Origin of the sequence: Streptomyces caelestis, from assembly GCF_001279005.1 — a bacterium.
Taxonomy (GTDB): domain Bacteria; phylum Actinomycetota; class Actinomycetes; order Streptomycetales; family Streptomycetaceae; genus Streptomyces; species Streptomyces heliomycini.
On record NZ_LGCN01000163.1, the window covers coordinates 1 to 252 of the forward strand.

1 pseudogene is annotated in these 252 nt (G+C 66.7%); it reads left to right on the top strand.

Going from position 1 to position 252, the window contains the following annotated elements:
* Nucleotides 1–252 (top strand): annotated as a pseudogene (locus tag ADK41_RS14900) (FG-GAP-like repeat-containing protein); the annotation flags it as partial.

The following is a 252-nucleotide window of genomic DNA, read 5'->3' on the forward strand; positions in this document are numbered from 1 at the left end:
CTACGACGGCGGCCAGAGCAGCGACGGCAAGCACACCTCCTCCGTCTACACCCTGACCAGCACCGGCACCCAGTTCACCGTCGCCAAGACCTGGACCAGTCCCGGCAGCTTCAACTGGTCCGCCAGCCAACCCACCTCGGGCGACTACAACGCGGACGGCAAGGACGACATCGCCATCCTCTACGACGGCGGCCAGAGCAGCGACGGCAAGCACACCTCCTCCGTCTACACCCTGACCAGCACCGGCACCCA